This window comes from Ornithinimicrobium sp., from assembly GCF_030537745.1.
Classification (GTDB): Bacteria; Actinomycetota; Actinomycetes; order Actinomycetales; family Dermatophilaceae; genus Ornithinicoccus.
In genome coordinates this window covers 4,155-29,643 of record NZ_JAUNVI010000036.1, presented here as the reverse complement: position 1 = coordinate 29,643, position 25,489 = coordinate 4,155, and the positions used below count along the sequence as shown (strand labels likewise).

Below are 25,489 nucleotides of genomic sequence, written 5' to 3'. Positions count from 1 at the left end.
AGCGCAAACGTGGTGGGCCCCGTGGGATTCGAACCCACAACCTACGGATTAAAAGTCCGGAGCTCTACCATTGAGCTAGAGGCCCGTGGCCCGGCGCAGTGCTGGACCGACCCCGATAGGTTACCTGCGATCAGCTCAGCCGTTTCCACCACTTGGGCTCTTCCTCGCCAGGGGCCAGGGTGATCACCTTCAGACTGGCGAAGGCGCCGGAGTGGGACACCTTAAGCCGATAGGCCGCTGGGTCGACGTCGCCGCGCTGCTTCGACGTGGCGTCGGAGAAGAGAGCCACGCCACCCTCCAGATCCACGCCGACGCCGGGCGGCACGATGATCTTGATGTCGCAGAAGGCGCCGTAGACCCGCATCTGGACGACCGGGGAGGTGACGACCGCCTCGCGCAGGTCGAGAATCGCCTCGGCGAAGCCTTCGACGAGCGTCATCACCGGCGGCACCTCCCAGCGTCCCGTGCGCTTGGTGCTGCTGAAGAAGCTGACGATTGCTGGCTTGAGCTCACCGGCGTGGTGGGCGTCCCGGGAGGTCGGGTAGGCCGAGGGCACGCGCGTGGCGGGGGCGGGCGGCGCCCAGCCAGGGGTGTCCTGCACCGCTGGCTGATGCGGTGGCTGGTAGGCCTTGATCTCAGCGCTCGCCTCGACGGGACCGGGCAGCAGAGGAGCTGACGGCACGCTCTGCCCGGCTGCACGCTGCTGTTGCGACTGACCCTCATGGGGAGGGGGACCCTGTGGCTGCGAAGTCGTGCTCATCTGCCCAACCTATGCGGGCGGGTATCGGCCCGCCAACACCCGCCGGCAGAAGGGCGCTAGGTTGGCGACATTCGTTCTCGAAGGGGAGGAACCACGATGACCGAACGCACTCGCCCAGTGCCTGGTGACCACCTGCGACGCTATGCTCCTGACCCGCGCCGCGGGGAGGACATCGAGCAGCGCTCGCCCGGTGAGCGCGCCCCAGACGTCGAGCCACGCGCGCGCAAACTGCGTTTCGTCGGCATCGTCGCCGGGCTGCTGGCCGCCGTGATCGTCTACTCGGTGATGCCGGGCGACGTCGCGCACGCTGCTCGTCTCACGGCAGCCACGGCGGTGCTGATGGCGATCTGGTGGATGACCGAGGCCGTCCCGATCCCGGCGACCTCGCTCCTGCCGCTGGTGATCTTCCCAGTGCTGAGCGACGACGTCAGTGTCAACGACGTGGGCGCGAGCTATGGCAACAACATCATCTTCCTCTTCATGGGCGGCTTCATGATCGCGCTGGCCATGCAGCGCTGGAACCTGCACCGGCGGATCGCGCTGCGGACCGTGCGTTTCATGGGGACCAACCCGTCGATGGTGATCGCAGGGTTCATGGTGGCCACCGGGTTCTTGTCCATGTGGGTCTCCAACACGGCTACCGCGGTGATGATGCTTCCCATCGGGGTGTCCGTGCTGCTCCTGGTCTCCTCGGCCAGCGATGAGCTTCCCAGCCCGCCGGAGCCCTCCGCCTCGGAGCCTGTCGGCGACGCACCCCCCGCAGATTCCGACTCCTTGGACCCCCGCAGCCAGGTGGTCCGCGACGCCCTGAGCTCCAACTTCGGGACCGCCCTGATGCTGGGCATCGCCTACGCAGCCTCGATCGGGTCGCTGGGGACGATCATCGGGACCCCGCCCAACACGCTGCTCGTCGGCTACCTCAGCGAGGCGCACGACATCAACATCGGCTTCGGCCAGTGGATGCTCGTCGGTTTGCCGCTCGCCATCGTGTTCATGTTTATCTGCTGGTTCCTGCTGACCAAGGTCTTGTTCAAGCCGGAGATCACGCAGATCCCCGGGGGACGGGACCTGATGACGCAGGAGCTGCGCAAGCTGGGCCCGATGTCGCAAGGCGAGCTGCGGGTGCTCGTCATCTTCGCCGTCACGGCCATCGCGTGGGTCTCGGTGCCGCTGATCTGGTCCGATGCCCCACCGATCAGTGACGCCGGGATTGCGATGGTCGCCGGGATCCTGCTCTTCCTGCTCCCCGCTGGCCACGCCCGCGGCGTGCGGCTGCTCGACTGGGAGAGCGCGGAGGAGCTGCCGTGGGGGGTGCTCATCCTCTTCGGCGGTGGGCTCGCACTCTCCGCCCAGTTCGGTTCCTCCGGTCTGACCGAGTGGATCGGGCAGGTCACCCAGGGCATCGGTGGACTGCCGGTCGTGCTGGTCGTGGCCCTCTTTGCTGCGGGCATCCTTTTCCTCACCGAGCTGACGAGCAACACGGCCACGGCGGCGACGTTCTTGCCCGTCGCTGGCGGCATCGCCATCGGCATCGGGGTCGACCCGATGCTGTTGGCCATCCCCGTCGCCCTGGCGGCGACCTGCGCCTTCATGCTCCCCGTGGCCACCCCGCCGAACGCGATTGCCTATGGGTCTGGCTACGTCACCATCCCGCAGATGGTCAAGGCCGGCGTGTGGCTCAACATCATCGGCATCTTCCTGGTGACGGGCACCGTGATGACCCTCGCGGTGGCGGTCTTCAAGATCGCCTACTGAGCCCGCGCGAGGGGGGCGTCGCGCCCTCCCTCGTGCGGCGCAGCGCGCGGAGGGATCTCCTGTGCAAGAGTTCGTGCCATGAGCGACATCGCAACGACGCGCCTGTCCGACACGGAGCGCAGCCTCGTGGAGACCAACGGCATCGAAATCATCGACGAGGCCGAGCGGACCGCCAAGCCCTCCGATCTGTTCTGGCCGTGGTTCGCGGCCAATGTCTCGGTGTTCGGGATCAGTTATGCCAGCTTCGTCTTCGGGTTCGGCATCAACTTCACGCAGGCCCTGCTGGTGACCGTCATCGGGATCGTCCTGTCGTTCCTGGCGTGCGGCATCATCGCGATCGCCGGCAAGCGCGGCTCGGTGCCGACGATGGTCCTGAGCCGGTCCGCGTTCGGCGTCAACGGCCAAAAGGTGCCGGGCGTCTTCTCCTGGCTCATCTCGATGGGATGGGAGACCTTCCTGGCGATCATGGCGGTGCTGGCGACCGCGACCGTCTTCCGCCAGCTCGGCTGGAGCGGGGGCACGATGACCAAGATCATCGCCTGCGCCGTGATCGCGACCCTCATCGTGCTGGCCGCCGTCGCCGGCTACCACACGATCATGCGGATGCAGTCGATCCTGACGTGGGCGACCGGCGCCGCCACGATCGCCTACATCGCGATGACGGTCGGACGGATCGACCTGGCGCAGGTTACCTCCCGCCCCGGCGGCAGCCCGGAGGCCGTGATCGGCGCGCTCGTGATGCTGATGACCGGCTTCGGGCTGGGCTGGATCAACATCGCGGCCGACTGGTCGCGCTACCAGCGCCGGGACGCCTCAGGGGTCAAGATCGCGTTCTGGAACACGCTGGGTGGTGCCCTCGCCCCCGTGATCCTGGTGATCTACGGCCTCCTGCTCATCGGCTCCGAGCCTGCGCTGGAGGAGGGCATCGTCAACGACCCCATCGGCACCCTCGCGACCATCCTGCCGATCTGGTTCCTCGTGCCCTTCCTGCTCGCCGCCGTCCTGGCCCTGGTCAGCGGCGCGGTCCTGGGGATCTACTCCTCCGGCCTGACCCTGCTCTCGCTGGGCATCAACATCCCGCGTCCGGCCGCCGCTCTCATCGACGGCACGATCCTGACGTTGGGCACCATCTGGGTCGTCTTCTTTGCCCAGGACTTCCTGGGCCCGTTCCAGAGCTTCCTCATCACCCTCGGAGTGCCGATCGCGGCATGGGCAGGGATCCTGATGGCCGACATCCTGCTGCGCCGACGCAACTACGACGAGCGCGGATTGTTTGACCCCAACGGCCGCTACGGCAACGTCAACTGGACCGCGATCGCGATCATGGCGGTGGCCACCGTCATCGGCTGGGGCCTGGTCATCAACCTCTTCGCCGACGCCGCCCCGTGGAACAACTGGCAGGGCTACCTGCTCGGTGCCATCGGCGGCAAGGAGGGCACCTGGGCGTGGGCCAACCTCGGCGTCCTCGTCTCCCTGGCCATCGGCTTCCTCGGCTGGTTGGCCCTGGGCACGAGCATCGTGCGACGCCAGGAAGCCACCCAGATCCTGGCGGAGGATCGGGTATGACGTCTCCCTGGCTCGTCGTCATCGACGCCCAGCGGATCTTCGCGGACCCGGCAAGCCAGTGGTGCGCGCCGAGATTCGCGGAGACCGTCGAGCCGATCCGGGAGCTGGTCGAGGAGCACGCGGGGCGGGTCGTCCAGACCCGCTGGGTCCCGCCGCCGGTCAAGAGCGGCTCGTGGCTGCCCTATTTTGCGACCTTTCCCTTCGCCGACCGGTCGCCGCATGACTCGCTGTTCGACATCGTCGACGACATCGCCGAGCTCCGGCTGCCGCATACCGTCTCCGAGCCCACGTTTGGCAAATGGGGCAAGGGGTTGCAGGCAGTGACCGGGTCCCACGCCCACCTGGTGCTGGCCGGTGTGGCCACCGACTGCTGCGTGCTGTCGACCGCCCTCGCGGCCGCTGACGCCGGGTGCTTCGTAGAAGTCGTCCCGCAAGCCTGCGCCGGCAGCAGCGACGAGGCACACGAGCGAGCGCTGGAGGCGATGCGCCTTTATGCACCGCAGATCGAGGTGCGAGACTGAGTTGGTGTCCGACGAGCGCGAAGTCCTGACCTGGTCCTCCTTCGGGACGGCGATCCGTGAGCTGGCCACCATGGTGGCCAGCGACTACGAGCCCGACATGGTGCTCTCCATCGCCCGCGGAGGTCTGCTCATCGGCGGTGGTCTGGGCTACGCCCTGGACATCAAGAACACTTACACGATGAACGTCGAGTTCTACACCGGTGTCCACGAGCGCCTCGAGGTGCCCCGCATCCTGCCGCCGGCACCTGATTTCGTCGACATGAGCCATGCCCGGATCCTGGTCGCCGACGACGTGGCCGACACCGGTGAGACGCTGCGCAGCGTCTACGACTTCTGTGCGGGCAAGGTCGCCGAGGTGCGCACCGCCGTCATCTACGAAAAGCCGCACTCGGTGATCAAGGCCGACTATGTGTGGAAGCGGACCGACCGCTGGATCAACTTCCCCTGGAGCACCGAGCCGCCCGTCGTCTCGCGCACCACGGTCCGCGACGCCTGAGCCGACCGATAAGGGCTCACTGACTAGGTCCTCGTGCGCAGCGCCGCGAGCGTGGCGAGGCCGTAGGCCTGCTCCGCATCGCGGTGAGAGTAGGTCTGCGAGGTCCCCTCGACCAGCGCCACCACGGCATACCCCACGTCGAGCAGACCGAGCCCGACGAAGTTGTGCCCGAGCACGGCACGCAACTGGTCCTCGCGGGGGAGCCAGAGCGTCTCCTGCAACGAGACCGAGTCCAGGGCCCACTCGGTGACCCCGTTGAAACCGATGACGGCCCCGCTGCCGAACTCGTGCACCTCCACCGTCATGTCGGCCAGGTAGAAGACGTCGTCACGCATCCCTGGGAGATCGACCACGAAGCGGTCCCCGGGCATCGGGCTCCAGATCAGACCAGCCTGGTGCAGATCACGCGCGAGGTCGATGGAGAGCACGCTGCCAGTATCCGTCAGACCGCACGAAAACGCAGCCGCCGAGGGCCTGGATCAGGGCAAGTTACGCAAGAGTGAGCAGACCGTGCACAATGGATCATCGTGAGCACCGAAATGCTGATCCTGGTGCTGGTGATCGTGACTGCCCTGGCCTTCGACTTCACCAACGGCTTCCACGACACAGCAAACGCGATGGCGACGTCGATCGCCACCAAAGCGCTCCGGCCCAAGGCCGCGGTAGCCCTCTCGGCGATCCTGAACCTGGTCGGCGCCTTCCTGTCCATCGAAGTGGCCCTGACCGTCACCAACGCCGTCATCAAGATCCAGGATGCCGACGGAGCCCCCAAGCCAGAACTGATCGGTGACGGCGGGCTGGCGCTCCTGCTGATCCTGCTGGCCGGGCTGGTCGGCGCCATCTTGTGGAATCTGCTGACCTGGCTCTTCGGTCTGCCGTCCTCCTCCTCGCACGCCCTCTTCGGCGGCATGATCGGCGCGACCGTCGCGTCCTTGGGCTGGTCCGGCGTGAAGTGGGTCGGTGATGGCACCAAGCTGGACGGGGTGGTCGGCAAGGTGATCCTGCCCGCCTTGGTGGCACCCGTGATCGCGCTCCTGGTGGCCACGGTCGGCACCTGGTTGGTCTTCAAGGCGACCGAAGGCGTGGCCAAAAAATACCGCGAGGCTGGCTTCCGCTGGGGCCAGATCGGCTCGGCCTCCCTCGTCTCACTCGCGCACGGCACCAACGACGCGCAGAAGACGATGGGCATCATCACCCTGGCGCTGCTGGCCACCGGCCACTGGACGAGCACGCACAGCGTCCCGTTCTGGGTCAAGCTCGCCTGTGCGCTCGCGATCGCGATCGGCACCTACCTGGGGGGCTGGCGGATCATCCGCACCCTCGGTCAGGGACTGGTCAAGATCTCGGCTCCTCAGGGCATGGCCGCCGAGTCAGCGTCCGCGTCCGTCATCCTCGCTGCCAGCCACCTCGGTTTCGCACTCTCCACGACCCACGTCGCCACCGGCTCCATCCTGGGGTCCGGAGTCGGCAAGCGTGGCGCCGAGGTCCGATGGGGGGTTGCGGTCCGCATGGTGACGGCCTGGCTGATCACCCTGCCGATGGCGGGCATCATGGGAGCGATCACCTGGTGGATGGGGCATCTGCTGGGCGGTGGCTCGGCCGCCGCGATCGCCATGATGGTGGTGCTGATTGCGGCCTCCTTCTTCATGTGGCGGCACTCGCACTCGACGAGGGTCGACCACACCAACGTCAATGAGGAGTGGTCCGAGCCCGTCGGCACTGCCTCCTCCAAGGAGCCCCGATGATCGGCACGCTGCTGGCCCTGGCTGCGCAGGGCACGATCAAGGTGCTCTTGGCCGGTCTGCTCCTCGGGGCCGGGCTCCCGGCGATCTTCGCGCTCGGCATCCGGGCCCTGGCCTGGGGCAAGGGCGGCAAGGCCGAGGTCTCCCGCGCCGAGCCGCAGCGTTGGGGCCTGCTGATCGCGGGGCTGTGCTTCGCGATCGTCGTGGGCGGCGTCCTGCTGGGCCTGATCGTGATCATCTCTTCTGGCTTCGGCTACGAACTCACCTTTGAGGGCATCCTGCCCACCCTGCAGAAGGAGGACTGACCCATGCCCCAACAGCCCCCCGCTCCGGGAATCATGCAGCGCGTTGTCGACTGGCTGCGTGCGGGCTACCCCGAAGGTGTGCCCGCCGGTGACTACGTCGCACTCCTTGGGGTCCTGCGCCGCAAGCTGACCGACCAGGACATCGAGGCGATCGTCGACCTGATCTCCGAGGAACGCCACGACGAGGTCACGCCCGCCCGGATCCGGGAGCTGATCCGGGAGCACGCGATGCAGGAAGCCAGCAAGAAGGACGTCGCTCGCGTCTCCGCGCACCTGGCAGCCGGTGGGTGGCCCCTGGCCGACCCGGACGAGCCGCTCACCGTGTCCAAGGAGTGACCCTCACCGACCTCATCCCGCCAGGGGTGGCCGCCAGCGACCCCGACGCGCTCTACGAGGCCTTCGGGACCTGGGCCGCCGACCAGGGGCTGCCGCTCTACCCGCACCAGGACGAGGCGCTGCTGCATCTGCTCGCGGGCAGCAACGTGGTCCTGGCCACACCCACCGGCAGCGGGAAATCTCTGGTCGCCACGGCGGCCCTCTTCCACGCCCTGGCGACCGACCGCGTCGCCTTCTACACCGCCCCCGTCAAAGCGCTGGTCAGCGAGAAGTTCTTTGACCTTTGCCGTGCGTTCGGGGCGGAGAACGTCGGCATGCTGACCGGAGATGCCTCCGTCAACGCTGACGCGCCGATCGTGGTCTGCACCGCCGAGGTGCTGGCCAATATCGCGCTGCGCGAGGGTGAGGGCGCCGATATCGGTGTCGTCGTGATGGACGAGTTCCACTACTACGCCGAGCCCGACCGGGGCTGGGCCTGGCAGGTGCCGCTGCTCACGCTGCCGCAGGCGCAGTTCCTCCTCATGTCGGCGACCCTGGGTGACGTCGACGAGATCGTCGACGACCTCGCCGATCGCACCGGGCGGGAGAGCGCGCTGGTCACCGGCGCGGAGCGACCCGTGCCTTTGCACTTTGCCGCGGAGCTCGCGCTCAGCCACGTGCCGGAGACCATCACCGATCTGCTGATGGAGAAACAGGCGCCCGTGTATGTCGTCCACTTCACGCAGAAGGAGGCGCTGGAGCGGGCGCAGGCGCTGCTGTCGACGACGCTGCTGACCAAGGACGAGAAGGAAGCGATCCGGGACAAGCTCGGGGCCTTCCGGTTCACCGCCGGCTTCGGGCGCACGCTGTCCAAACTGGTGCGGCACGGGGTCGGGGTCCACCATGCGGGCATGCTGCCGCGCTACCGCCGGCTCGTGGAGCAACTGGCGCAGGACGGGCTGCTCAAGGTCATCTGTGGCACGGACACCCTGGGGGTCGGCATCAACGTCCCGATCAGGACGGTCCTCTTCACCGGGCTGGCCAAGTTCGACGGGACGCGGCAGCGGGTCCTGCGGGCACGAGAGTTCCACCAGATCGCCGGGCGCGCGGGCCGGGCCGGCTACGACACGGAGGGGTATGTCGTGGTCCAGGCGCCCGAGCACGTGGTCGAGAACCACCGCGCTGCCGAGAGGGCGGGCGACGACCCCAAGAAGCTGCGCAAGATCCAGAAGAAGAAGGCTCCCGAGGGGTCCGTGTCCTGGACCGAGGAGACCTACACCAAGCTGGTCAGCTCCGAGCCCGAGCACCTGGTGTCGCGGATGCGGGTCGACCACTCGATCATCCTCAACACCGTCGCCCGGTCCGGCGACCCGGTGCGCAACCTGTCCCGGCTGCTGCGCGACAACCATGAGGATCCCCGGTCGCAGGCGCGGCTGGCACGCAAGGCCATCGTGCTGGGGCGCTCGCTGCTCGGATCGGGTGTGCTCGTGCGCCTCGATCCTCCGGGGCCCGGTGGCCGCACCATCGAGCTCGCCCCTGGGGTGGCGGCAAACTTTGCGCTCAACCAACAACTGGCCCCCTTCGCGCTGGCTGCCCTTGATCTGTTTGACAGGGCGGCCCCGACCTATGCGCTGGACGTCGTGTCCGTCGTCGAATCGGTCCTGGACGATCCCAACGCGGTCCTCTACGCCCAGCGCTACAAGGCCAAGGGTGAAGCGGTCGCGCAGATGAAGGCGGAAGGGATCGAGTACGACGAGCGCATGGCCCGTCTGGATGAGATCAGCTGGCCGCAGCCGCTGTCCGAGCTGTTGGTAGGGACCTTGACGATCTATCGGCAGAGTCAGCCGTGGGTCCGCGAGGACGCGCTGTCACCGAAGTCGGTGGTGCGTGACATGTGGGAGCGGGCGATGAGCTTCACCGAGTATGTCGGCTACTACGGGCTGGCCCGGTCCGAAGGCGTGCTGCTGCGCTATCTGACCGACTGCTACCGCACGTTGCGCCAGACCATCCCGGCAGAGGCGGTGACCGAGGAGCTGGACGACCTGATCCACTGGCTCGGGGAGACCATCCGGCAGACCGACTCCTCGCTGCTGGAGGAGTGGGAGGCGTTGACCGACCCCGAGCTGGTCGCGGCCGCCGCGCTGCGGGAAGCCTCCGGTGAGGTCGCGCCGCCATCCCGGCCGATCACGAGCAACGAGCGCGCGTTTGCGGTCATGGTGCGCAACTCGGCCTGGCGACGGGTTGAGCTGGTCGCCGACGACGCGTGGGAGGGCCTGGGCGCGCTGGAGGCCCAGGTCGCCGAGCTGCCCGAGCCGCCGGTGGAGCCGCTGATGACGGCAGGCGACTGGTATGAGGGGATCGGCGGTTTCTACGACGAGCACGAGTACGTCGTCCTCGACGCGGATGCGCGGGGCCCCGCGATGCTCCGGGTGGAGCCGCTGCCGGGGGAGCAGTCCGCGATCACGGACGGAGCGCCGGGCCGCGTCTGGAGCGTGGTGCAGACCGTGCTGGACCCCGAGGGCAACAAGGACTGGGTGATCGAGTCCGAGTGCGACCTGGACGCTTCCGACCAGGTCGGCGAGCCTGTCCTGCTCTCCCGAGCCTTCCGCCGCCTCTGACCGGACGGTCGGCCCTGCCACTCCGGACGGTCGCTCGTGCCACTCCGGGCGGTCCGCGGTCAACCAGGTGCGCCGACTGCCCGGTCGACGGCCTCGAGCAGCTCGGGCTGCCCCAGGATGCGGAAGTGCCCAGAGGTGCGAAGGACCACGTTGACCGCACCCTGAAGCCGGCTGCCACCGGGGATGTGGGGGTCGAAGGCACCCCAGATCGAGGTGATGCGACGGTTGACCTCGAGCTGCTCGGCGAGGGCGCGCAGGGTCTGGTCTGCGGGGGAGAAGGCGCGGACCGAGCGGAGGAGGAAGAACCGCGCATAACTCGACCCCGCAAACGGGGTGGCGATGGCGACCATCTGCCGGATCCGGCGCTCGGGGTCCTCATGCAGCATCGCGTATTTGCCGATGAGTCCGCCCTTGCTGTGCGCGATGACGGCGACGTCGCGCAGATCCTTCTCCTGCAGGTATGCCCGAACGTGCTCGGCGCTCGCGGCGACTGGCGCAGTGTTCCACCGGAGACGATCCACGACGTGGACCGGGTGGCCACGGTCGTGCAGCATGTCGGCCACCGGCCGCATGAACTGCCATCGCTCATAAATCCCGGGAAGCAGGACGACCGGCGACCGGCCCTGGCCCGGCACCCGCAAGTATGCCGTCGCGTCCGAAGGGAGGAGGAGGCCGTGCAGCTGCCAGAAACCTGCGTAGGCATAGTCGAGGAGCCATGACCTACCGTTGCGAAGGATCTGCGCCAGGCGCCTCAACGCCTCAGCCCCAGCACCGCTTCGACGTGCGCGAGGACCTCGGCCGCCACCTCTTCAGCGTGGGTGAAATGCACGGCGTGCGGCGCGCCCTGGACCGTCACCGCACGCGCCTGCGGCGCGAGCTGGCAGAGTTGCTGCGCCCACCGCAGCGGCACGATCGGGTCGCGAGATCCGCGCAGCACGAGCAGGGGGACCGCAAGACGAGCGGCCGCGTCCTCCATGCGGTAGTCGAGCATGTGCGGCACCGACGCCAGAAAGTATCCCGGGCCGGTCCGCACGTAGTCACGCACCACTGCGAGGTTGGAGGCGGGTGGTTCGAGGACGAAGTCGTTGAGCAGCCGCAACCCCTGCCGCAGCGCCGTGGGCGCTTGCGGATCGACGACCGGAGCGATGGCCACGACGACAGAGCCAAGTCCAGGGTCTTGCACCGACGCTTCGACGATGACCTGGGCACCCATCGAGTGACCGACCAGGACCGGTTCGTCGAGCGCCGCGAAGCGGCAGTAGGCAGTGACGACGCCTGCTAGCTGCGGCACCGACAGGGCAGCGGGCGGTTGGGGAGCCCCACCAAAACCGGGCAGCTCGAGCACGTGGACGGTGCCAGAGCGCGCTAGCAGGGGCACCAGCCTTGCCCAGTAGTGCGACGCGACGCCGATCCCGTGCACGAGCACAAAGTGGCGCTCGTCGCTCGAACCCGCGCGCTGGACCAACGCGGTGCCGTGCGCGTGCTCGAACTCCAGGGTCATCTGCGGAGGCATCGGGTGAGTCTATGGGCAGGGTGCCCCCGTCAGCCCAGCCCGATGACGCGGCGCAGAGCCGGGACGGCCTCAACGGTGCCCGCCCGTGTGCGGATCGGCCGATCCAGCGGCGCCCAGTAGGACACGTGGGCTCGCACCGGGGAGAAGCGACGCCACCATGGGCGGATCCGGCCGGAGTGGTGCACCGCGACGTCCCTGATGCCGGTGCCGAAGACGCCGGCCAGGGGACCGGCGACCAGATCCCCACCCAGGACGTGCCGGACCGGGAAATAGAGGTTGGTCCAACGGGTGGGTCCGAACAACGCGCCGTGGTTGCCGACCAAGACCTCACGCTCCTGCGTGCCCCGTCGCAGGATGGTGCGATAGAAGGCAGCCTCCCGATCGTCGTCGACCTCGGCTGGATTCAAGGAGGGCATCGGCGGGCAGGTAGGAAACTCGAGGTCGTCCTGCCGCCGGGTCAGCGAAGCGTCCGGGGTGTCCAGGATCAGCGACCCGTGGGCCAGGGGGGATCCCAGCGTGACGAAGTCGGTGACCAGCCACGGCACGCCACGGGCACGCTGCTCGCGCCAAAGCCGGTGCTGCACGTGCTGGAAGATCTCGACCTCGCCACGGTGCAGACCCAAGGGGTTGCCGAAGTCGATGGCGAAGCGCTCGGCCTCGGGCGCAGGGCCGACCTTTTCAAAGGTCGGGTGCCGTGCCTCGTCCCAGTAGAGCCGCAGGATGTCATAGCCGATCACCGAGCCGAGCGAGTGCCCGACGACCACGAGCTGGTCGTAGAGGCCGGCCTGGTGGAGTCGACGCAACAGCTCGACACCCTCGGCCCGGATCGCGTTGCGGGCCTTGATGTTTGCCGGATCAGGGGTCAGATAGCGCTCGGCGTCGGCAATGCGGCGGGTCAGCACGCGCCGGGTCAGCGGCTGGATCATCGCGACGGCCAAGCTCACCCAGAACGGTGGGGTGGTCAACCAGGCCCGGAAGCCGTGCTGCCACGTCGTGACGACGGCAATCGCGATCGCGACGATGAGAGCCAGGCCGGCGACCAGGCTGACCACCGCCAGCAGCGGCGCGACCGGGCTGCCCTTCCACCTGCGGCCCCGGGACAGGAGCCTGCCCATCCACGCCAGCACTTGCACGGGGGAGGACTCGGGAGCGTGGTGCGCCCAGTAGAGCTCGTAGAGGTCGGTCGGCAACTCACCGGGTTGGTAGACCGCCATACGGCGCAGCTCCAGGTTGTCGCTGACGCGGTCGGGCTTGCTCCAGGCAGGCTGCACCCCGAGACCGTCCACAAAGCCGCGCAAGGTGCCGGTGGGGCGCTGCTCACCGATGCCGTGGATCAGCACGACGGCCCGGCGCGAGCGACCGTCTCCCTCGCCGGCAACCGGCAGCTCCATCGACCTCATGATCGTCATGATCGCAGCCACCGCCGACAATGCTGGGCGCCCTCGGAACGAGGGGTGGTGGAGCCAAACCGGGACCGTTACGTTAGCGGGTGACCTTCGCCGGCGACCGCTCGAGGTAGTGGAAGATCGTCCAGTAGAGGATGCCGATCATCACGCCGCCGCCGACGATGTTGCCCAAGGTCACCGGGAGCAGGTTGTCGAGGTAGAAGCTGGACCAGGTGAGGTCGCTGAAGGCGGAGGCTTCCAGGCCGGTCTGCGACCAGAACTCCGAGCCAGCGTTGTCCTTGATCAGGATGCCGAGCGGGATCATAAACATGTTGGCGACTGAGTGCTCGAAGCCTGAGGCCACGAAGAGTGCGATCGGCATCGTCACGGCAATCACCTTGTCCGTGGTCGTGCGTCCGGAGTAGGCCGCCCAGACCGCGAGGCAGACCATCAGGTTGCACAAGATGCCGAGCACGAAAGCTTCGAGGAAGGTGTGGTGCAGCTTGATGTTGGTGACAGTGAGCACGACGGCGCCCCACTGCCCGTCGGCGTTGAGCCAGGTGCCGCCGAAGAAGATCAGGACGACCATCGTCAGGGCGCCCAGGAAGTTGGCGACATAGACGACCACCCAGTTCACCAGCAGCTGGCTCCAGGTGATCCGACCGCTCGCACGCGCCGTCAGGGTGAGGGTGGAGGAGGTGAACAGCTCTGCGCCGGTGAGCACGACCAGCGCCAGCCCGGTGGCGAAGACGACGCCGCCAAGCACCTTAGCGACGCCCCACGGGATCTCGGAGGCGCCGACCTGACTGGTGACATAGAAGACGAAGCCGAGGGCGATATAGCCGCCAGCGGTCAGGCCCAGCAAGAACGACTTCATGGGGCGACCGGTGACCTTGGCCACGGCGGCGTCCTCGGCAGCGCGCGCCATCTGGGCGGGGGTCAGGATCGAGCTGGGCTCGGCAGTCATGGGTTCTCCGGGTGAGAGTCGATGGGCACAGGGGCTCCGACGGACCGCTGACCGGGGCGGTGCTCGCCCCGGTCAGCGGTCGTGCGGGTGGTTCAGATGCGGGCGTTGATCAGCTGGTAGCCAGAGTCTTCTCGAGTGCCACCCATGCCGTCACCGAGATCCTTGTAGTCCTCGACCCACTCCAGGCTCTTGATGAACTTCACCATCTTGTAGCCGACGTAAGACTCGACCCGCAGGCGCAGGGGAGCGCCAAAGGTATGCGGCAACGCCTTGTCGTTCATCTCCCAGGCAAAGATCGACTCATCTTCAAGGCAGGCGTCCATCGGGATGCAGGAGTAGAACGGCTCGAGCGGACGGCCATCGTGCATGCTCTGCGCCGTCCCGAAGGACGTCACCAGCAGATACTTCGCGTTGGCGGGCACCGGTCCGGCCAGCGCCATCAGGTCCATCACCTTGGGTCCGCGCCACTTGGCGACCCCGGTCCAGCCCTGCATGCACGCGTGCAGGGAGATCTGCTCCTGCTGGGGCAGCGCCTTGATCTCCTCGAAGGTCACCGCCCGCGGGGTGGGCCCGTCGATCTGTAGGACGTAGTCCGAGAAGTCGTTCTCCGCCAGCGCGGTCCACTCCGGGGACTCATCGGGTGCGGGGTGGCGACCGTTGGTCCAGTGGTAGGGGGAGATGTCCTCCTCGGTGTAGGTGCCCAGGCGGCGCGTGCGCGACTGCATCTTGTTGACAGTGAACTTGCGCAGCGGCTCCGTCATGTGGTTGAGGAAGTGCTGGGTCTTGCGACGGTCCCGCAGGGACAGATAGCTGATCGCGATCCAGGTGACCAGCACCGCGAAGATGACGAGCAGCATGATCGTGGTCGCCTGGGCGACGCGCGCCGGGTCGTAGGCGCCGAACACCATGTTGGTCATGTTGTAGTCGCGGTGGACGATGAAGACCAGGGCGATGTGCATCACGGTGAAGAAGGTGAGGAAAGCCATCCCGAGGAAGTGGATGGACCGGGCCGCCTGGGTGCCGCCGAAAAGCTTGGGCAGCCACGGGTACTGGCCACGCACCGCGGGCGACATGACGGGGCCGGTCGCCATCATCAGGGGGGCGGCGATGAAGATCACGGTGAAGTACATGAGCTGCTGCAGCGCGTCATACGGCTGGAAGTGCTCGATCCCGGGCACCCCCAAGCCGGCGTAGATCTTGAAGGACTCGAAGGCTTCCGGGAAGACGCTCCAGGAGGTCGGGACGATGCGGCGCCACTGGCCGGTGCCGAAGAGCAGGCCCAGGTAGATGAGCCCGTTCAGCACCCACAGTGCAGTCAGCAGCCCGTGCCAGTGGCGGCCGAGGCCGGGGTTGCGCCCACCGGGCAGGGTCAGCCACGAGGGCGGCTCGGACTCGTCGTCGTGAGCGGTGTAGGCGCCCTCCTCCTTCGGCACGACGCGCTTGGTGAAGCGGATCCACTCGGTGCCCGGCCCGCAGTCGTTGCGCCAGTAGAAGCGAGGGTGGGTGGCGATGATCTGCCAGCCGGAGCGCAACAGCAACCCGATCAGGAAGAAGTTGATCAGGTGGCTGGCGCGCAGCCATAACGGGAAGTCGGACATGCATCCTCCGAGGAGAAGTGAGGGTGGGAGCGCGTGGCGTGCGCTTCAGGCTTGAGTTTAGAGGATTTGCTCCTCCAAATTTGACGCTTGGGTTGTGCTCTTTGTCACGTAGTAGTACGAAGTGTAGTAGTCGCTCCGACGCCGAGATCTGGGGACCGGGCTCACCGCTGACCCAGCCTGGGCTCGCGCGCGGGTCGCCGACCCTGGGACACTGGAAGCGATGACGGCTATCCACTCCCCCCTTCCGCTGACAGCGACCTACCGGATGCAGCTGCACTCCGGCTTCACCTGCGCCGACGCGCTCGAGGTGCTTCCCTATGTCCACGCGCTCGGCGTCAGCCACGTCTACCTCTCTCCCGTCCTGACCGCGGTCCCCGGGTCGGAGCACGGGTATGACGTGCTCGACCCGACTCGGGTGAACCCGGAGATCGGTGGTCGCGACGGGCTGGAGGCGCTCGCCGCCGCGTGCCACCAGCGGGGGATGGGCGTGATCGTCGATGTCGTCCCCAACCACCTCGCGCTCGTCGCCCAGCTCTGGCGCAACGAGCCGCTCTGGGAGGTGCTGCGCGACGGACCGGGGGCTTCGCGAGCCGCGTGGTTCGACGTCGACTGGGACCACCTCGGAGGTCGCTTCGGCCTGCCCGTGCTGGGACAGCCGCTGGCCGACGTGCTGGCCGCCGGTGAGCTGTCGACCGGCACTGGCCGGCCGGATGAGGGGCCCGCCGCTGGCCAGCCGGTGGCACGATACTTCGAGCACGTCCTGCCGCTGGCGCCCGGGAGCGACGACCCAGCCCTGGGAGGCGATCTTGCTGCGCTCCTCGATCGCCAGCACTGGCGCCTGGGCCACTGGAAGGAGAGCGCGACCCTGCTCAACTATCGGCGCTTCTTCGAGGTGGACGGCCTGATCGGGGTGCGCGTGGAGGACCCGGACGTGTTCACGGACACCCACGCCGAGCTGCTGGACCTGCACCACCGGGGGGTCATCGACGGCTTCCGGGTGGATCACCCCGACGGGCTGGCGGACCCGGCTGGCTATCTGGACAGGCTCGCCGCCGCCGTCCGGCCCGGCACGCCGGTGTGGCTGGAGAAGATCCTCGAGGGCGACGAACGGCTCCCTGACTCCTGGGCCTGTTCGGGCACCACCGGGTATGACGCGAACGCCGCGATCATGACGGCGCTGGTCGACCCGACGACCGCAGCGGTCGTCACGGACACCTGGGTCGCCACCGGTGGCGTCCCCGACCTGCAGGACGAAGTGGACCGGTCCAAGCGCCTCGTGGTCCACGAGTTGCTCGCGCCCGAGGTCAACCGGCTGCTGCGCCGCGCCACGCAGGCGCTCCCGGCGCTGGACCGCGGCCGGCTCGCCGAGGCGCTCACCGAAGCGCTGGTCTCCGTCCACGTCTACCGCGCCTACATCCGCCCCGGCGCCCCACCCACCGGCGATGACGCCGCGATGGCGCAGCCGCTGCTGGAGGGTCTCGCGCGCGCCCGGGCCCACCGCCCCGACCTGGGGGAGGAGCTGGAGATCCTCGGCGAGGTCCTGGCCGACCCCTTCGTCGCGAGCGCTGACACCGCGGCCGCGGTGGACCTGTGCATCCGCTTCCAGCAGACCACGGGACCCGTCATGGCCAAGGGGATCGAGGACACCGCGTTCTATCGCTGGCACCGGTTGGTCGCCCTCAACGAGGTCGGGGCCGACCCCTCACTGGGGCAGGCCCCCGAGGTGAGCACGCTGCATACCTGGGCACGGCATCAGGCGCAGCATTGGCCGCTGGGCATGACCACGGTCTCCACGCACGACACCAAGCGCAGCGAGGACGTGCGAGCCCGCATCCTGGCGGTCGCCGGGGACGGCGCCGCCTGGCGACAACTTTCCACGGTCGCCGCCGCTGCGGCCGACCGGCACGGGGTGGACCGACCCACCGGGCACCTCATCTGGCAGACCCTGGTCGGGGCGGGCCGGGTGGAGCAGAGCCGACTGCACCATTACCTGACCAAAGCGGTCCGCGAGGCCAAGCTGCACTCCACCTGGATCGAGCCCGACCTCGACTATGAGGCGCGAGTGATGAGCCTGGCCGACGAGCTCGCGGACGCCGCCGGAGAGCCTAACCAGGCGATCGCCACCGCGGTCCGCGACAACGCGCTCACCGTGCGGACACTCACGCTGACCCAGAAACTGGTCCAGCTCACCCTGCCGGGCGTCCCTGACACTTATCAGGGCGCCGGTCTGGTCGACTTGTCCCTGGTGGACCCGGACAACCGTCGCCCCGTCGACTATGTCGAACGCACCGAGCGGCTGCGCCGCCTCGATGCCGAAGGCTGGCCGGAGGACCTGTCCGATGAGGTCCTGTGGGTGACCTCACGGGTGCTCCGGCTGCGAGCGCGCCTCCAGCAGGCCTTCGGACCGAGCGGGTCCTATGAGCCGGTCCACGCGGGCCCGCACGTGCTCGGGTTCGTCCGTGGCGGCTGCGCCGCGACGCTGACCATCCGGGCGCCCCGGGCGTTGGGCCTGGCTGGCGGACTGGGCCAGGCCAGGATCGCGCTGACCCCCGGCCGCTGGCGGGACGAGCTGAGCGAGCGCGAGCATGAGGTGGGCCCGACCGGGGTCAGCGCGCTGGATGTCTTTGCCGTCTCCCCCGTGGCGCTGCTGGTCAACGAGCTCTCGGCCCAGGACGCAGAGGCTCCGCGGTGAGCGCCGGGCCCGATCGAGTGCACACCGGTGCACACACCTTCCGGCTCTGGGCGCCGGAGGCGGGCACGGTGGACCTACGACGTGGCGCCGACCACGCCGACTCGGTCCCCATGGCCCCAGGCGAGGGCGGCTGGTGGGAGGTGCGCGCCGACGCGGGCGACGCTCGCTATGCCTACTCCATCGACGGCCGCGCCCCCGTGCCCGACCCCCGGTCACGCCACCAGCCCGACGGGGTCCACGCCGCCAGCGCGCTGGTGGACACCACAGCCTTCACCTGGACCGACCAGGGCTGGGGCGGGGTGCACCTCGACGATGCCGTCATCTACGAGCTGCACGTCGGCACCTTCACCCCCCAGGGCACCTTCGACGGAGTCATCGAGCACCTCGATCACCTCCTGGACCTCGGCGTGAACGTCATCGAGCTGATGCCGGTCGCCGCCTTCCCCGGTCGGCGAGGCTGGGGTTACGACGGCGTCGGCCTGTATGCCGTGCACGAGGCCTACGGCGGTCCCGCCGGCCTGGCTCGACTCGTCGATGCCGCGCACGCCAACGGCCTGGCGGTCTGGCTCGACGTGGTCTACAACCACCTGGGCCCCAGCGGCAACTATCTGGGCCAGGTCGCCCCCTATTTCACCGACCGCCACCACACGCCGTGGGGCGAGGCCGTCAACCTCGACGGTCCGGGCAGCGACGAGGTGCGCGCCTTCGTCCTCGACAACCTCACCATGTGGTTGACGGACTACCACCTCGACGGGCTGCGCCTGGACGCCGTCCACGCGCTCCACGACGAGCGCGCCACCCCTCTCGTGGAAGAACTCGCTGCCCGCGCCGACGAGATCACCGCGAGCAGCGGCATACCGCGCACTCTGGTGGCCGAGTCGGACCGCAACGACCCCTCCACGGTCGTCCCCCGGAGCATCGGGGGCGCCGGTGGGATGGGGCTGCACGGGCAGTGGGCCGACGACATCCACCACGCGCTGCACGTGAGCCTGACCGGCGAGGCACAGGGCTACTACGCTGACTTCGCCGACCCGGGCGCACTCCCCAAAGTCCTCGCGGACACGCCATTTTTCCATGACGGGAGCTTCTCGACCTTCCGTGGTCGCGTCCACGGCCGCCCGGTGGATCCGGACCTCACGCCGGGCTGGCACTACATCGCGTCGCTGCAGACCCACGACCAGATCGGCAACCGGGCGCTCGGTGAACGGCTCGGGCACCTGGTGACCCCCGGCGTGGCCGCCGTCGGCGCCGCGCTGCTGCTCACCTCGCCCTACACTCCGATGCTCTTCATGGGGGAGGAGTGGGGTGCCTCGACGCCGTGGCAGTACTTCACCGACCACGAGGAGGCCTGGCTCGCCGAATCGATCCGAGTGGGCCGTCAGGCGGAGTTCGCCGCGCACGGCTGGGCGGAGGAGGTCCCCGACCCGCAGGACGCCGGGACGGCCTCGGCGTCGGTCCTGCGGTGGGACGAGGTGCATGAGGGCGGGCACGGCTCGCTCCTGCAGTGGTATCGCACGCTGATCCGGTTGCGCCGTGAGCAGCCAGCCCTGCGCAGCACCCCCCTAGGTGCAGGCAAGGTATGGCGTGAACCGCTGCCCCCGGAGGAGGGGTCGGGTGAGCTGATCATGGTCGAGCGCGGCGACGTGCGCGTCCTCGCCCACCTCGGGCAGCGGACGACAGCAACAGCGACGACAGAGGTGTCCAGGGCGCTGCCCGAGGGCGCTGAGATGCTGGCCAGCTTTGGTGAGGTGAGCGTGAGCACGAGCGGGACGCAGGGCAGGCTGCTGCGGTGCGGGGCCGACTCGGTCGCGGTGCTCGCGGGGTGGGGTGAGCGGCATGAGTGAGGAGCAGGACCGCCGGCAGTTCCATCGGCCGACGCTGCGCCCGGCGGAGAGGCTGGAAGCGGTGGCTGGCGCCATCGACCCCCTGGTCGCGGTCGAGGCGGCCCACCGGACGGCTGAGCTGGTCGTCGGCCGGGGACGCGATCGTCGGGAGGATCCCGAGCTCACGGCCCGGCTGGTCCACCTCGTCGAGGAGCTCGGGCTGGAGACCGTCGCGGAAATGTGGGCGGACCGTCCTGCCCGGACGCTGCCCGGCGCCTTGTGGCGCCTCTATCTGCTGCGGGAGTGGGTCATCCGCCAGCCCGAGGAGGTCTCCAGGCTGTTCCTGGCCGGCTCGGCGCACGCCGAGGTCTACCTGGCGATCGCCGGGGTCGCCGAGCCACCCGCGCCCGAGACGCTCGGCGTGCTGGCGCAGGAGATCCTGACCGGCGTCTTCACCGGCGACCTGGCGATCGCCCTCGAGCGGGCGTCGGCCTTCTGCCAGGTGATGGCCGTCGGGCTGGCCGAGCCGGGCGTGGACGACATCCCCGCGGCCCAGGCCGAGCGCGGCGCCCGGATGCGCGACACCGCCGATGACTTGACGGCCTGCGCGCGGCTGTGGCGCAAGGGCGACCTCGCGTAGCGACTCTGGGGAACATTCCGCAGGCCGCTGCCGTTACAGTTCTCGCGTGCCGGGCCGCGGTAGCCCCGGGCTCCAATATTCGCCGCTTCGAGCGGCCTCGTGCCGAGAGGCGCTCCCGGCCCGGCACGCTCTTCCTTACCACCCTCGCTCAAATGGCAGGTGGGCGATGCCTCTCGATGGCCACCACGCGAGCTGCTGAGCCAGAGCTGGACATGGTCAGCGCCAGCACCTCGCCCTTGTCCAGCCCCACCTTGGCCAGCCGCGCGAGCATCCGCCGAGATCCGGAGTCGAGCTGCTCGGCGGCGCGCTTGCGCAGCAGGGTCAGCAGCGGCTCCAGGAGCGGACCATGCGTGCAGATCACTGCCGGTGCCGCACTGGCGAGCAGCCGGTCGGCGTGCACGCTGAGCTTGTTCGGGCCCTGCGCGAAGCCCTCCTCGGACAACCCCTTCTTCGGCATCAGTGTCAGCCCACGACGCCGTGCATAAGGCTCGATCGTGTCCCAGCACCGGACCGAGGGGCTGGTCAGGACAGTGACCGGCTCGTAGGCATCGATGGTGGAGACCAGGCGCTGGGCCCACGCCTGCCCAGCTGCCGTCAGGGGGCGTGCCGGGTCAGGCCCCTCCCAGCTCCCGCGCGCCTCTGCCTCGGCGTGCCGCACGACCAGCAGGGGCCAGGTCGCGAGCCGGCCCTGTCTGTGCAGGCGGACCAGCTCGTCGAGCTGCGCCTTGTCGTGCCCATAGCTGAGGCGACGCGCGGCGGCGCGCGGCCGGAGCCAGAGGACCTCGTCGATCTCGTGCTGGAGGTCACCGTTGCCACCGATGACGGTGGCCGCCCAGTAGCGGACCCGTTTGAGGCCACGGCCCACGGGATAGAGCGCATCGGGCAGGGGGAGCCCCAGCCGGACACGCAGTCCGGTCTCCTCGAAAGCCTCCCTGGCTGCCGCCGCCGCCCAGTCCTCGCCCTGCTCGAGCTTGCCCTTGGCCCAGGACCAGTCGTCGTAGTGGGGACGGTGGACGATCGCGACCCGCAGCTTGCCGCCCTTGACGCGGTAGGGGAGGACCCCACTGGCGCGGACGGCCACCCGCGGGGTCACGAAATCGCTGCTCCTGCGGCATACATGACGTCGATCGCCAGGCGCTCAAAGCCGAGCCGGTGATAGGTCGCGATGGCCGCCGCGTTGTCCCCGTCCACGTAGAGCGTCGCGGTCTCCACCCCGCGGGCACGCAGATGACGCAACCCGAGCAGGGTCACCGCGGTGCCCAGGCCACGGCCCTGATAGTCAGGGTCGACGCCGACGACGTAGACCTCTCCGGTGCTGCCGTGCGGGCTCGTCTCGACCTTCGTCCAGTGGAAAGCGGCCAACCGCGGTATGCCGTCGCCGTCCACCTGGTTGGGGTCCTCGACCACCAGGAACCCTTGCGGATCAAACCACGGCTCCTCCTGGCGGTCGCGCAGGTCGGACGCGGTCATCCGGCCCTGCTCGGCGTGGTCGGAGAAGGCCCGGGCGTTGAGAGCCAGCCACGGCTCCTCGTCGTGCCCCACCCGGAAGGGGCGGACCGCCAGGCCGTCCGGCAGGACCACCCTGTCCGGCAGCTCTGACCACTCGCCAGCCAGCGGCCGGCTCATCTGCCACAGCTCGCGGACCACCGACAGCTCCCGAGAGGTGTAAAGCCGTCGTGCGTCCTGAAGGTCACCGTGACTCCACAGCCGCACTCCCGGCCACCGCTGCAAAACGTGGTCCAGGAGCATGCCGCCGATGCCACGGCGCCGGTGTGCCGGGTCGACGACGAGCTCGGCAGAGGGGTCGGAGGGCGCGCTCTCGTCCACGTGGCCATAGGCCAGGACTGCGTCAGAGGCCGGCTCCCGGACAACTAGGTGGGTCGATTGCGGTCGGCTCTCGTTCTCGGCCAGTCGCCGGGCCTGCAGCACGGTCTGCTCCGAGAGGGGCTTGACGCCGTCGTGCCGGCCGGCGCGCACGGCCAGGGCGAGCACATCCCCAGACAGATGGGGGGGAAGGTTGTGCAGCTCCTCGACGGTGGGGACTTGGCCAGACATGAGGTCAGTCTGGCACGCGTTCAGCGCTCCGTCCTGCGAGGGCCGTCGAAGCGATAACCCACGCCGCGAATCGTGCCGATGAGCGGCTCCCGCTCGGGACCGAGCTTGGCGCGCAGCCGTCGGATGTGCACGTCCACCGTCCTGGTGCCGCCGTAGTAGTCGAGGCCCCAGACCTCGTCCAGCAGCACGTCCCGTGTCACCACCCGGCCGGGATGCTGGACCAGATAGCGCAGCAGCTCGAACTCCTTGAACGTGAGGTCGAGTGGCACCCCTCCCGCGCGCACCGTCCAGCTCTCCTCGTCGACAAGGACGTCGGCGACCCCGATCGGCCCCGTGGCGGCGCGGGGCCGGCCCAGGAGCAGCCGCACCCGCGCGGCTACCTCGGAGGGGCTGGCCGCGCTGGAGACGACATCGGCAGCGGGCCACTGCGGGTCCACCAGCCCCAGGCCGGTGTCGTCGAGCACGGCCAGCACCGGGCAGCCGAGCTCGAGGGCGGCCAGGGCTCGCAAGGTGGCGTGGCCGATCACCAGGTCGGCAGTCGTGTCGACCACCATCAGGTCTGGCACCTCCGCCGTCACGAGGGGGCCCAGGTCCATGCCGTGCACCGTGACCCGGTGGGGCAAGAGGGCCAGCCCGGGCAAGACGGCTTCCACCGCGGTCGTGACCGGGGTGTGCGGGGTGAGCAGGACCAGTTGGGCCACGCCCTGAAGTTTACGGACGATGGACCGGCAATAATGATCGGTCATGACCACGATGCCAGCTCCGCGACCGCGGATCACCCCGTCGGCGTATGTCGCCGGTGCGGTGGTCACGGTGAGCGGGGTGCTCGGCGCGGCGGTGCTGTCCTCCCCGACCGTGCTGGCCGCCGCGCTGGCCGCGATCGTCCTGATCCTGGCGTGGGGGTGGGCCGGCACGCTCAACCTGCCGACCCCGCGCGGGACGGTGGGCACGGTGGCCCTGGGTGGTCTGGCCCTCGTCGCTGCGGTGGGGACCCGCACCACCGGGCCGTGGCTGGTCTGGATGCCGGCGGCGTTGTCGTTGGCGATGATCGCCGCCTTCGCCCATCAGGTGTTTCGCAGTGACGGTCGACCGCGGGTCGTCCAGTCGGTCAGCGCCGTCGTGCTGGCGCTAGGCGTGCTGGCCTGCGGCGTGCTCCTGGTGCCGCCCGCAAACACGCCCGAGGGAGTCGCGCTCGTGCTGGGCGCCCTGGCGGCCGCGACCGCTTCGTCGTTGACCGACCTGCTGGGCCGGTGGCAGGCGCTGGATGGGTGGCTGTCGGCGCTGGCGATGCTCGCGGGGGGAGCGGCGGCAGTGCTGGTGAGCTTCTACCTCGGGGTCCCGTGGACGACCTGGCTGCTGCTCGGCGTGGCCAGCGGCGCACTCAGCCACGCCATGCGCGCCATCCTCGCTGATCTGCCGACCATGGCCCACGCCCGGCCGCGGCTGGTCTGCGCGCTCGCCTCGGTCATGATCGTCGGCATCGTCCCCTACCTCATCGCCTTGGTCTTCGTCTCCACCGCACTGCCCGCCTGAGGGCGCATCAGGGCTGGATGTGTGCCTAGCATGGACAGGTGCCCTTCGAGATAGATCCCACCATGCACCCCGACCTGGCCCCGCTGGCCTGGATGATCGGCTCCTGGGAAGGCGCCGGCGTCGTCGGCTATCCCTCCATGGAGTCCCGCAACTTCGGTCAGGCGATCGACGTCACCCACGACGGCCGGCCCTTCCTCATGTGGACCTCGCGGGCCTGGCTGCTCAACGAGGACGGCAGCACGCAAAAGCCAGCCGCGATCGAGACGGGCTTTTGGCGTCCGCAGCCCGACGGTGAGGTGGAGTTGCTGCTCGCCCACCCGACCGGCATCGTCGAGCTCTACTACGGCACGACCAGCCCAGCCAAGGTCGAGGTCCACACCGATGGTGTCCTGCGCAGCCCGCACGCCAAGGAGTATGCCGCGGGCCATCGCCTCTACGGCTACGTCAAGGGCAACATGATGTGGGTGATGGACATGGCGGCCACCGGCCACGAGCTGCAGTCCCACGTCTCTGCTGAGCTGAAGCGAGTCTGACCCGGCCGCAACGACCGGTCAGCCAACGACGCCGGTCAACTGCAGTTGCCGATCAGTTGCAGTTGCCGCCGCCGAAGCCGCTCTTGGGGGAGACGGTGTCGACGTAGTCCTCCATCGTGTCCGAGCGCAGCCGCTGGCTCAGCTCCTTCATCTGGCTCTTGGCCATCAGGATGATCGACCCGGCGACCGGGTGATCGGCGATGCTGCACCACGGGCCCTGGGAGAAGTGGACGTCGCGGCCGCGCACGTCGCGCATGGACAAGCCCAAGTTGCGCATCTGGCTGACCTTCAGGTCCTCGTCCACCGTGAGGTTGGTGGTGGCTGCGTCGACGAAGTTGGCCAGCCGCGCGGGGTTGGTCAGGGTGTCCCGCGACAGAGCCTTGAGCATCACGGCCTTGACGAACTGCATCTGCCGCTCACCGCGGGAGATGTCGCCCTGGGACAGGCTGTAGCGCTCGCGCACGAAGCGCAACCCTTGCTCGCCGTCCATGTGTGTCGTGCCCGCCGTGAAACCGCCGCCCGCCTCGGTCACCTGCACGTCGACGCCACCAATCGAGTCGGTCATGGCCTTGAAGCTGTCAAAGTCGACAATCACCACGTGGTCGATCGGGACATCAATGAGCGGCTGCAGGGTCTGCACGAGCAGCGGCGCGCCGCCGTAGGAGTAGGCCG

At 68.9% G+C, this 25,489-nt stretch carries 24 protein-coding genes and 1 tRNA gene; 13 read left to right on the top strand and 12 right to left on the bottom strand.

Annotation, left to right across the window (positions count from 1 at the left end):
* Positions 1-10: 10 nt before the first annotated feature.
* Together Q4P07_RS09075 and Q4P07_RS09070 are read right to left on the bottom strand one after the other, a co-directional pair.
* Positions 11-85, bottom strand: a tRNA-Lys gene (locus Q4P07_RS09075).
* Between the two features lie 45 nt (positions 86-130).
* Positions 131-682 (bottom strand): hypothetical protein, encoded by a 552-nt coding sequence (locus Q4P07_RS09070; RefSeq protein WP_303374593.1) that lies wholly within the window; start codon positions 680-682, stop codon positions 131-133.
* 174 nt (positions 683-856) lie between these two features.
* Between Q4P07_RS09070 and Q4P07_RS09065 the strand changes: the two genes are divergently transcribed.
* The 4 genes from Q4P07_RS09065 (at position 857) to Q4P07_RS09050 (ending at position 5,098) form a co-directional block, all read left to right on the top strand.
* The gene (locus Q4P07_RS09065) at positions 857-2,515 is read left to right on the top strand and encodes a DASS family sodium-coupled anion symporter (RefSeq protein ID WP_303374592.1); all 1,659 of its coding nucleotides are present in this window, start codon (positions 857-859) and stop codon (positions 2,513-2,515) included.
* A gap of 78 nt (positions 2,516-2,593) precedes the next feature.
* Complete coding sequence (locus Q4P07_RS09060; protein ID WP_303374591.1) at positions 2,594-4,081, top strand: cytosine permease; 1,488 nt, start codon at positions 2,594-2,596, stop codon at positions 4,079-4,081.
* Positions 4,078-4,602, top strand: coding sequence for a cysteine hydrolase family protein (locus Q4P07_RS09055; RefSeq protein WP_303374590.1), 525 nt, complete (start codon positions 4,078-4,080; stop codon positions 4,600-4,602). The genes Q4P07_RS09060 and Q4P07_RS09055 overlap by 4 nt, the downstream gene beginning before the upstream one ends.
* A gap of 4 nt (positions 4,603-4,606) precedes the next feature.
* Positions 4,607-5,098, top strand: a complete 492-nt coding sequence (locus Q4P07_RS09050; protein WP_303374589.1) for a phosphoribosyltransferase — start codon at positions 4,607-4,609, stop codon at positions 5,096-5,098.
* Between the two features lie 23 nt (positions 5,099-5,121).
* On the opposite strand, the gene Q4P07_RS09045 is transcribed toward Q4P07_RS09050, so the two are convergent.
* Positions 5,122-5,526: a pilus assembly protein CpaE gene (locus tag Q4P07_RS09045; protein ID WP_303374588.1), complete on the bottom strand. Its 405-nt coding sequence runs from the start codon at positions 5,524-5,526 to the stop codon at positions 5,122-5,124.
* A gap of 99 nt (positions 5,527-5,625) precedes the next feature.
* On the opposite strand from Q4P07_RS09045, the gene Q4P07_RS09040 reads away from it, so the two are divergent.
* From Q4P07_RS09040 to Q4P07_RS09025, 4 genes are read left to right on the top strand one after another with little or no spacing between them, the layout of a single operon-like run.
* On the top strand, positions 5,626-6,843 hold the full coding sequence (locus Q4P07_RS09040; protein ID WP_303374587.1) for an inorganic phosphate transporter: 1,218 nt from the start codon (positions 5,626-5,628) through the stop codon (positions 6,841-6,843).
* Positions 6,840-7,145 carry a hypothetical protein gene (locus Q4P07_RS09035; protein ID WP_303374586.1) on the top strand — a complete coding sequence of 102 codons (306 nt, stop codon included), beginning with the start codon at positions 6,840-6,842 and terminating at the stop codon, positions 7,143-7,145. Before Q4P07_RS09040 ends, Q4P07_RS09035 begins: the two co-directional genes overlap by 4 nt.
* Positions 7,146-7,148: 3 nt before the next feature.
* The gene (locus Q4P07_RS09030) at positions 7,149-7,481 is read left to right on the top strand and encodes a DUF3349 domain-containing protein (protein ID WP_303374585.1); all 333 of its coding nucleotides are present in this window, start codon (positions 7,149-7,151) and stop codon (positions 7,479-7,481) included.
* Complete coding sequence (locus Q4P07_RS09025; RefSeq protein ID WP_303374584.1) at positions 7,478-10,078, top strand: RNA helicase; 2,601 nt, start codon at positions 7,478-7,480, stop codon at positions 10,076-10,078. Before Q4P07_RS09030 ends, Q4P07_RS09025 begins: the two co-directional genes overlap by 4 nt.
* 59 nt (positions 10,079-10,137) lie before the next feature.
* Here Q4P07_RS09025 and Q4P07_RS09020 read toward each other — a convergent pair whose 3' ends face one another.
* The 5 genes from Q4P07_RS09020 to Q4P07_RS09000 all read right to left on the bottom strand — a co-directional run bounded on the left by Q4P07_RS09020 (position 10,138) and on the right by Q4P07_RS09000 (position 15,541).
* Complete coding sequence (locus tag Q4P07_RS09020; protein ID WP_303374583.1) at positions 10,138-10,833, bottom strand: triacylglycerol lipase; 696 nt, start codon at positions 10,831-10,833, stop codon at positions 10,138-10,140.
* Positions 10,830-11,591: an alpha/beta fold hydrolase gene (locus tag Q4P07_RS09015; RefSeq protein ID WP_303374582.1), complete on the bottom strand. Its 762-nt coding sequence runs from the start codon at positions 11,589-11,591 to the stop codon at positions 10,830-10,832. The genes Q4P07_RS09020 and Q4P07_RS09015 overlap by 4 nt, the downstream gene beginning before the upstream one ends.
* Before the next feature lie 29 nt (positions 11,592-11,620).
* Complete coding sequence (locus Q4P07_RS09010; RefSeq protein WP_303374581.1) at positions 11,621-13,000, bottom strand: hypothetical protein; 1,380 nt, start codon at positions 12,998-13,000, stop codon at positions 11,621-11,623.
* A gap of 73 nt (positions 13,001-13,073) precedes the next feature.
* Complete coding sequence (gene focA / locus Q4P07_RS09005) at positions 13,074-13,943, bottom strand: formate transporter FocA (RefSeq protein WP_303374580.1); 870 nt, start codon at positions 13,941-13,943, stop codon at positions 13,074-13,076.
* Between the two features lie 92 nt (positions 13,944-14,035).
* A complete protein-coding gene (locus Q4P07_RS09000; protein WP_303374579.1) occupies positions 14,036-15,541 on the bottom strand; it encodes a molybdopterin-dependent oxidoreductase in 1,506 nt (501 codons plus the stop codon).
* Between the two features lie 220 nt (positions 15,542-15,761).
* Between Q4P07_RS09000 and treY the strand changes: the two genes are divergently transcribed.
* The 3 genes from treY to Q4P07_RS08985 are packed head-to-tail and all read left to right on the top strand — an operon-like array spanning position 15,762 to position 20,696.
* Positions 15,762-18,233 (top strand): malto-oligosyltrehalose synthase, encoded by a 2,472-nt coding sequence (treY, locus tag Q4P07_RS08995; RefSeq protein ID WP_303374578.1) that lies wholly within the window; start codon positions 15,762-15,764, stop codon positions 18,231-18,233.
* Positions 18,230-20,077: a malto-oligosyltrehalose trehalohydrolase gene (gene treZ / locus Q4P07_RS08990; RefSeq protein ID WP_303374577.1), complete on the top strand. Its 1,848-nt coding sequence runs from the start codon at positions 18,230-18,232 to the stop codon at positions 20,075-20,077. Before treY ends, treZ begins: the two co-directional genes overlap by 4 nt.
* Entirely contained in the window at positions 20,070-20,696 is a 627-nt protein-coding gene (locus tag Q4P07_RS08985) for a hypothetical protein (RefSeq protein WP_303374576.1), read from the top strand. The genes treZ and Q4P07_RS08985 overlap by 8 nt, the downstream gene beginning before the upstream one ends.
* Positions 20,697-20,844: 148 nt before the next feature.
* On the opposite strand, the gene Q4P07_RS08980 is transcribed toward Q4P07_RS08985, so the two are convergent.
* The 3 genes from Q4P07_RS08980 to Q4P07_RS08970 are packed head-to-tail and all read right to left on the bottom strand — an operon-like array spanning position 20,845 to position 23,452.
* Entirely contained in the window at positions 20,845-21,789 is a 945-nt protein-coding gene (locus Q4P07_RS08980) for an NUDIX domain-containing protein (protein ID WP_303374575.1), read from the bottom strand.
* Positions 21,786-22,751, bottom strand: a complete 966-nt coding sequence (gene mshD, locus Q4P07_RS08975; RefSeq protein ID WP_303374574.1) for a mycothiol synthase — start codon at positions 22,749-22,751, stop codon at positions 21,786-21,788. The genes Q4P07_RS08980 and mshD overlap by 4 nt, the downstream gene beginning before the upstream one ends.
* A 20-nt stretch (positions 22,752-22,771) precedes the next feature.
* Entirely contained in the window at positions 22,772-23,452 is a 681-nt protein-coding gene (locus Q4P07_RS08970) for a response regulator transcription factor (protein WP_303374573.1), read from the bottom strand.
* A gap of 43 nt (positions 23,453-23,495) precedes the next feature.
* On the opposite strand from Q4P07_RS08970, the gene Q4P07_RS08965 reads away from it, so the two are divergent.
* Together Q4P07_RS08965 and Q4P07_RS08960 are read left to right on the top strand one after the other, a co-directional pair.
* Positions 23,496-24,284 (top strand): hypothetical protein, encoded by a 789-nt coding sequence (locus Q4P07_RS08965; RefSeq protein WP_303374572.1) that lies wholly within the window; start codon positions 23,496-23,498, stop codon positions 24,282-24,284.
* Positions 24,285-24,322: 38 nt separating this feature from the next.
* Positions 24,323-24,817 carry an FABP family protein gene (locus Q4P07_RS08960; protein ID WP_303374571.1) on the top strand — a complete coding sequence of 165 codons (495 nt, stop codon included), beginning with the start codon at positions 24,323-24,325 and terminating at the stop codon, positions 24,815-24,817.
* Between the two features lie 52 nt (positions 24,818-24,869).
* Here Q4P07_RS08960 and Q4P07_RS08955 read toward each other — a convergent pair.
* The coding region (locus Q4P07_RS08955) for an LCP family protein (RefSeq protein ID WP_303374570.1) at positions 24,870-25,489 on the bottom strand (620 nt) is incomplete at its 5' end.

What these genes read in the sequence shown, in the direction of transcription:
- Q4P07_RS09065 (WP_303374592.1), top strand. Translation starts at nt 857, where the DNA reads ATGACCGAACGCACTCGCCCAGTGCCTGGTGACCACCTGCGACGCTAT.
- Q4P07_RS09060 (WP_303374591.1), top strand. Translation starts at nt 2,594, where the DNA reads ATGAGCGACATCGCAACGACGCGCCTGTCCGACACGGAGCGCAGCCTC.
- Q4P07_RS09055 (WP_303374590.1), top strand. Translation starts at nt 4,078, where the DNA reads ATGACGTCTCCCTGGCTCGTCGTCATCGACGCCCAGCGGATCTTCGCG.
- Q4P07_RS09035 (WP_303374586.1), top strand. Translation starts at nt 6,840, where the DNA reads ATGATCGGCACGCTGCTGGCCCTGGCTGCGCAGGGCACGATCAAGGTG.
- Q4P07_RS09030 (WP_303374585.1), top strand. Translation starts at nt 7,149, where the DNA reads ATGCCCCAACAGCCCCCCGCTCCGGGAATCATGCAGCGCGTTGTCGAC.
- Q4P07_RS09015 (WP_303374582.1), bottom strand. Translation starts at nt 11,591, where the DNA reads ATGCCTCCGCAGATGACCCTGGAGTTCGAGCACGCGCACGGCACCGCG.
- Q4P07_RS09010 (WP_303374581.1), bottom strand. Translation starts at nt 13,000, where the DNA reads ATGACGATCATGAGGTCGATGGAGCTGCCGGTTGCCGGCGAGGGAGAC.
- focA (WP_303374580.1), bottom strand. Translation starts at nt 13,943, where the DNA reads ATGACTGCCGAGCCCAGCTCGATCCTGACCCCCGCCCAGATGGCGCGC.
- Q4P07_RS09000 (WP_303374579.1), bottom strand. Translation starts at nt 15,541, where the DNA reads ATGTCCGACTTCCCGTTATGGCTGCGCGCCAGCCACCTGATCAACTTC.
- treY (WP_303374578.1), top strand. Translation starts at nt 15,762, where the DNA reads ATGACGGCTATCCACTCCCCCCTTCCGCTGACAGCGACCTACCGGATG.
- Q4P07_RS08985 (WP_303374576.1), top strand. Translation starts at nt 20,070, where the DNA reads ATGAGTGAGGAGCAGGACCGCCGGCAGTTCCATCGGCCGACGCTGCGC.
- mshD (WP_303374574.1), bottom strand. Translation starts at nt 22,751, where the DNA reads ATGTCTGGCCAAGTCCCCACCGTCGAGGAGCTGCACAACCTTCCCCCC.
- Q4P07_RS08965 (WP_303374572.1), top strand. Translation starts at nt 23,496, where the DNA reads ATGACCACGATGCCAGCTCCGCGACCGCGGATCACCCCGTCGGCGTAT.